Source organism: Okeania sp. SIO2B9, from assembly GCF_010672505.1.
Lineage (GTDB): Bacteria > Cyanobacteriota > Cyanobacteriia > Cyanobacteriales > Microcoleaceae > Okeania > Okeania hirsuta.
This window is the reverse complement of sequence record NZ_JAAHGK010000265.1, coordinates 1-6944: the sequence shown is the minus strand read 5'-3', so window position 1 is coordinate 6944 and position 6944 is coordinate 1. Positions and strand designations below refer to the sequence as shown.

Annotated in this window: 4 protein-coding genes; all 4 read right to left on the bottom strand. The window is 35.8% G+C overall.

The window, feature by feature from the left end; translation table 11 throughout:
* Nucleotides 1-236 precede the first annotated feature (236 nt).
* Nucleotides 237-2123 (bottom strand): tetratricopeptide repeat protein, encoded by a 1887-nt coding sequence (locus tag F6K13_RS11725; RefSeq protein WP_287243842.1) that lies wholly within the window; start codon nucleotides 2121-2123, stop codon nucleotides 237-239.
* A gap of 496 nt (nucleotides 2124-2619) precedes the next feature.
* Nucleotides 2620-3936: an AAA family ATPase gene (locus F6K13_RS11720; protein WP_124155653.1), complete on the bottom strand. Its 1317-nt coding sequence runs from the start codon at nucleotides 3934-3936 to the stop codon at nucleotides 2620-2622.
* A gap of 629 nt (nucleotides 3937-4565) precedes the next feature.
* Complete coding sequence (locus tag F6K13_RS11715; protein WP_124145806.1) at nucleotides 4566-5093, bottom strand: Ycf51 family protein; 528 nt, start codon at nucleotides 5091-5093, stop codon at nucleotides 4566-4568.
* A 793-nt stretch (nucleotides 5094-5886) separates the two neighbouring features.
* A complete protein-coding gene (locus tag F6K13_RS11710) occupies nucleotides 5887-6924 on the bottom strand; it encodes an adenylate/guanylate cyclase domain-containing protein (RefSeq protein WP_353735654.1) in 1038 nt (345 codons plus the stop codon).
* Nucleotides 6925-6944: the final 20 nt, after the last annotated feature.

The following is a 6944-nucleotide window of genomic DNA, read 5'->3' as shown; positions in this document are numbered from 1 at the left end:
AAAATTTACGCATAAATACTTGCTCTGATGATGACTCAATCACGGCAGCTATAATTTTCTTCTAAAATTCTGTCTCCTGTTTTCCCCTCCTGGGAGGGGGAGGGGCGAGGGGTGGGTTGTCTCCTGACTCCTTCTTCGGTTGCTATATTTTGTGGTGCGGAATGTGGGATTGATGGTTTATTGTTGAGTTTTTGTTGCGGAATTATCTTTTGATTTTGAGTTTAATTCTCCGCCGTCTACAGGGTGTTTATAATTGGTTGGGGTTTGAGTTCCCATCCATTTTTTATTCTTGCTTCTTTCTTCTTGCTTCTTTCTTCTTCAACTGTCTGAGATAGTAATATTTTTATCTGAGGATTTTCTAATAATTTTTCTGCATCTGCTAATAGTTTATCGCTCCAATTTTCTTTTTTGAGCCGTTGCAGGTTTCCCCAATTTTTGTCTAATTTTAATGCTGTTTCTGCCATTGTTAAACCTGCTGAAATTTCACCTTTTTTATATAGGGCAACTCCTATTGCTAATTGAGGTTCTACATTTTGGTTATTTATTTCAATTGCAGTTTGCCAGTTTTTTATAGCTTCATCTATCTTTCCCATTTCATATTTAACTAAGCCAAGGTAAATAATATAATTTTCATCGTCTGGTTGAATTTCTAGAGCTTTTTCAAAAGCAGCTATTGCTTGTTGATACAGTTTTAATTGTAAAAAGGTATTACCCTTACCAGACCAAGCATAATGAAAGTCTGGTTGAATTTCTAGAGCTTTTTCAAAAGCAGCTAATGCCTGTTCATATCTTTCTAAATTTTCTAATGCAATGCCTTTATTATGCCAAGCATGATAATAGTCTGGTCGAATTTCTAGAGCTTTTTCGTAAGCAGCAACTGCCTGTTCATATCTTTCTAAATTTTCTAATGCAATGCCTTTGTTTCTCAAAGCATAATAATAGTCTGGTTGAATTTCTAGAGCTTTTTCAAAAGCAGCTAATGCCTGTTCATATTTTTCTAAATAAAACAGTGCAACGCCTTTACCATACCAAGCATAATAATAGTCTGGTTGAATTCCTAGAGCTTTTTCAAAAGCAGCTAATGCCTGTTCATATCTTTCTAAATTTCTCAGTGCATTGCCTTTACCATTCCAAGCATAATGAAAGTCTGGTTGAATTTCTAGAGCTTTTTCAAAAGCAGCTAATGCCTGTTCATATTTTTCTAAATAAAACAGTGCAACGCCTTGACCATACCAAGCATAATAATAGTCTGGTTGAATTTTTAGAGCTTTTTCGTAAGCAGCAACTGCCTGTTCATATCTTTCTAAATTTCTCAGTGCATTGCCTTTATTATTCCAAGCTTCATAATTATTGGCTTGAATTTTTAATGCTTCATCACAAGCTAATATTGCTTCTTCATTGTGCTGAAACTTTCTATCCAATAAAGCCTTGATCACCAACAAATTAGCTTTTTGTTCAACAGGAAGTCTCTGATCATCAACCAAACTTTTAATTCTCAACCATACATACTTACGCTCTTGCCTTGTAAGTTCTTTATAATCATCTAACTTTTTTGCTGAAACATCTAAAGATTCTTGTCGTAAATATTCCTCATTCATAGGAAACAGAAATAACCCAGAACGCCAATCAAAAAAATCTGGGGCACGTTTAATCAAGTAATCTAAAGCAAACCTTGGTAATAGAAACACAAAGCAAATATCAAAATCATCCCTAAATCTTTCTCGCTGCTGATTCAAATTAATCAAAACAGGAGGTACTCCCCTTCTACTAATAGAAATAATCTCATTATTATCCAAACCCCTTTCCTTCATATCCTCCTCATATTGATAGAGAGAATATTCCAAACCAGTCACAAACAAAACATCAATCTCTACTAAATTTGGCAATTCCTTTACCAGACTATAAAAATTATAAGTAGTCTTATCCAAACGCAAAACTTCCACCCTTTCTTGAGGAATATCCTGCCGAATTTTTTCAATAATTTCTGTTCCCTGTGGAGGCGAACATTCTACAAACAATAAACCAAAACCTTCAATAAACCCGACAACATTCAATAGGTCTTGATATTCCTCTGCAAAAGTTGACTGTATATCCTCTTCCAAAACAACTTTTTCTCCCTTCATTCCAGTAACTCCTTGTAGTAGTTTTCATTAACATAAAATATAGAGATTTTGGCTTAAAAGCAGAAGGCAGAAGTTTTGTAATCTACTTTTGTAAAAACCGCTATAAATTCGAGAACTTCTGTTATGAAAAATTCTTTGGTGGATAAAAATTTATGATCCCCCTAAATCCCCCTTAAAAAGGGGGACTTTGAAACTTCTCCCCTTATGAAGCAGTTCCCCTTTTTTAAGCAGTTCCGGACTTTGAAACCTTCCCCCTATAAATTCGAGAAATCCTGTGATGAAAAATGCTCTGGTGGGTAAAAATTAATTTATTTGAGTATCGCATTTCTCATAAAAATGAAGTACATTTATGATCCCCCTAAATCCCCCTTGAAAAGGGGGACTTTGAAACTGCCCCCTTATTAAGCAATTCCACCTTTTTTAAGCATAAGCAGTTCCCCCCTTATTAAGGGGGGTTAGGGGGGATCTAAATCTGACTTCTGACTTCTTTAAAGCTTCATTCTAACAACTCCTTAAATTCACGAACACCTTTAATCAAAGGATGAACATCATACCAAGTTTGCTTTTCTCCCTCTTCATCTAAGAAAGTATATTCCAGCAAACAACGATTAAACAATAAATCCCGGTGTTGCTGATTATTTAATATACTTTTAGAACGAAAAACATTAACTAATATTTGCCATTCTTCTTGTTGAACCGATCTTTTATAAGGAAGTCTTGCCTCCGTAATAGCTCTTTGTACTACTTTGGCAGAAATCGGTAATTTACCCCCGGCACGTTTAATTACACTTTGCATTAATAACATTAAATCCCGGACATGACCCCCACTCATTAAACAAAATCTATCTAAAACTTCTCGACTTTCAAATACATCCGTTTCTAAAGATAAATCTGGATTAACTTTACTAACTCGTCTATCAATAATTTCCCTAATTTTAGCGACTCCCAAATCGTAAACTTTCCCCTCTGGAGTCTCCACCATAATCATTGGTAAAACCTGTGGATCGTCATATTCAATTTTGAGATTTGGCGCCTGATTAGAATAGACCATTGAAATAGGAATTGTATAAATTGTATGACAATCTAACCCCTTCAATTGAGCGCTGCGGTCTACAAAAATTTCATCATGATTGCTACGTCCGTCCGGCTGAACAATTGGTACAATTCGGTCTAAACTATCAGCAATTATTACCAGCTCCGAACCAGAACCAAGTTTCTTTTTACCATCACGAATAAAACTATTCAGAGCCTCAATTAAACTTTCAGTATAAGGATTAATTTTGTCTCTAATTTTTCTCCTTAATGTTGGTTCCGCTCTAATATTTGCTGTAAGTTTAGCGTACTGACTAATTTGTGATTGAACTGCCAAACTTTCCAAAGATATTTCCGTATTTGCTAAATCTTTTAAATCTCCCCACCGCCCTTTTAACCAATCAAGTAAAGGCTGAGGATTAGCCTGTTTCAAATGTTCTAATAAGTGTCTTGTACAAGCCAACAAAATATCAGCATATTCTGTATCTTCTGGATTAATATCCTGTTCATCAGCAGCGAAATAAACAATAAAATATCCGTTATTTTCCAGGTGTTCTTTCAATCGTAAAAGTTCCGTTGATTTACCTGCACCTCGATGTCCGGCATAAAGTTGATAGGTATTATTATCAGATAATTTAATATTTTCAGCTAAGTCTATAATAACATCTCCATCCCCACGAACTTCCCGACAATCAACATATACAGGACTACCAGGTTTCAAAGGTTCAAAAGGCTTAAAAGCATTGAATAATCTTTTTAATAAATCTCCCTGTTTTACCATCTGTTAAAAATCTCCTTAAATTAGCAGAAAGAAGAAGGAAGAGGGAAGAGGGAAGAAGGAAGAAAGAAGAGGGAAGAGGGAAGAGGGAAGAGGGAAGAGGGAAAAATCTTATATCAAATTCACTTTAAATATTTCACAAATAGTTTCAAACTTTAAATGTTAAATAATTTTATGAAATTACTGCATAATTAAAGTTTTGAGCTGATCAAATCTTACTTTTGACTTTTGACTTATAACTTCCGTTAACTTCCTTGAAAGGGTATTACGTTATCTGAGTTTTAAGCTGTCTATCTGTCCTAACCTTTCCTTAGACTGTTAAGTTTTAGACAGCATTTTCCCCAACATTGATTGACAACTGTGGTTGAATAACCTTTTTAATAATTATTAGTTAGTAGTGTGTTAATTATTAATGTTTTTACTTCTCCCCACACTCCCCTACCTTTTAACTCTCACTTTCCAAATTTTGACTCTGATATAGCAATGTGCGCTGGCATATTTACAAATTGCAGGAGGTGTCCAATAGCTAAAAGTATTATATGATAAGCTTTTTATTCCCCCTGTTGCCTGTTGCCTCTCTTGGTGCGCTACCAGGTGCGACTGGCGTCGTCGCGGGGTCGCACCGCTGTTGCCTATTGCCTGCGCGTAGCGCCATAACTTTCCAACTTTGCCAAAATTTCTGGAAATATTTTAATATCTAGATTTTCATCTTCCCGTTGAGAAAGAGAACGTTTTACTTCCCCTAAATAAAGCGGTTCTGAAACTCCCGCTTCAGGATGAATAATTGTTCTAATTCTAATAGTTAATTGACCACTTCCACCCAGGCGACCAGGAGAAAATAAATCTCCAGCAGCTTGCTTTATTGTTGCTGTTAATTCTGACTCTGTAATAGTATTAGGAACAGCTATTACCGTTTGAGTTGCGCCATTATCATAAACCAATGAATATGGAACTGCTCCCGGAATTTCTACACGAGTAAATAATCCTAAACTTAAACCAAATAAACCAGCAGTTAACACCCCCATAAAACCTGTTACTCCGACTAATCTAAATCTAAATCCCCATTTGGAAATAAAGCCAATAATTGTCAGAATAAAAAATCCAATAGTAGCAATACCAAACCATTTAGCACCAATCAGTATTTCTGTAGTTGATAACATTTTTTCTAGTTTATTTTTTGGTTGACAATTATATTTTATAGTAATTAGTCGCTAATTAGTAAGCTGCTCAATTTTTGATATAGCAATCCTATTTTATTCGTGTCAAAAATCTTACTGCTTTTTAGGGAACACTTAACTGGGAACACTTAACTGGGAATACTTAACTGGGAACAGGTAAGAGTTTCAGTTTTTTTATTTACTTTTTGATTTGTCACGACCTATTTAGGATTGCTATAGTATTTCTTAAATAGTCAGAAAGTAAAGCTTAATTTTAATTTCTGTTTCCTGTTATAGCAGAAGGAAGAAGGAAGAAAAAATAAGGAAGAAGTAAAAATCCTACGTTGTCTGAGTTTTAAGTTGTCGATCTGTCCTAACCTTTCCTTCGAATGGTATACCTAAAAGTCACAAACTACTGTCAACATTAATTGCCAATGCATAACAATTATCATGCATTAATGCTACACTCTAGATTAAACTTCAATTATTAAATAATTAATATAGCTTGAATAAACTTTTGAATAATTATTAGCTAGTGCCACTACGCGGAAGTTAAAAGCGAGTGCGTAATTCTGAGGAAACCTCAGAATGTAAGACGCATATCTGACAGTCAAAAGTTAAAACTCAAAAGTATTTATTTGTAATTGTTTTAGGATTTTGTAACTGGTCAGTTATTTCCGCCATCCTGCACTAGTAGTGTGTTAATTATTTATGTTTTTACTACTATCCATCACCCCATCTCCCCATCTCCCCATCTCCCCATCTTCCCATCTCAAGAAAATATTGTTGAACTATTTCACTCCTTTCTACCCAGAAGTATATAAGTCCTCATATTACCCTTACCCTTAATATCAATTACTCCTCGTTCCTTAAATCTGTATTTGTCAGCTAAACAATCATAAGTGGCCTGGGCAACTTGAATCACACCAGGTATACCGTGAGACTCCATCCGGTGGGCTGTATTTACTGTATCGCCCCAAAGGTCATAGGCAATTTTTTTTGTCCCAATAACTCCTGCTTCTACTGCTCCTGTATTAATACCAATACGAACTTGCAAAGACTTACCTTCTTTTGTAGAAATCTCCTGGATTTTGGTTAACATTTCAAGGGCCATATCTGCGATCGCCTCTGCATGGTCCTCTTTTGGAACTGGTAGTCCACCCACTATCATGTAGGCATCACCAATAGTTTTGATTTTCTCTAGTCCATACTTGTCCGCCAATTCATCAAAAGCAGAAAAAATACTATTGAGTAACTCTACCAGTTCGGCGGGAGATAAGTTGGCCGATATTTTGGTAAACCCTACCAAATCTGCAAATAAAACTGTTACTTCATTAAAGCTATCGGCGATAGTTTCCTCTCCCTGCTTTAAGCGTTGGGCAATTGCTTCAGGTAAAATATTTAATAGCAACCTTTCTGACTTTTGTTTTTCCTCAGCCAATTCCTTTAAATAGGCCCGTTCCTGGTCCCGAAATGTTTTCTTCTCTAAACAAGCATTAATTCTCGCCTTTAGCAGTGTAGGGTTAAAAGGCTTGGACAAATAATCTTCTGCTCCCAATTCGATACAACGGACTATACTATCAATATCGTCCACTGCTGAAATCATAATTACTGGGATATGCCGTAGTTTAGGGTCAGACTTAAGAGTTTCGAGGACTTCATAACCGTTCATTTGTGGCATCATAATATCTAGTAGTACCAAGTCAAACGGTTGGGACTGTATTATTTCTAGAGCTTGAAACCCATTAATCGCAGCAGTGACTAAATGCCTTTCTCGTTTAAGTCGTCGTACTAAAAGCTCTCGGTTGACTTGATTATCATCTACAACCAGTATCTGCTCGGACGCGCGTCGTG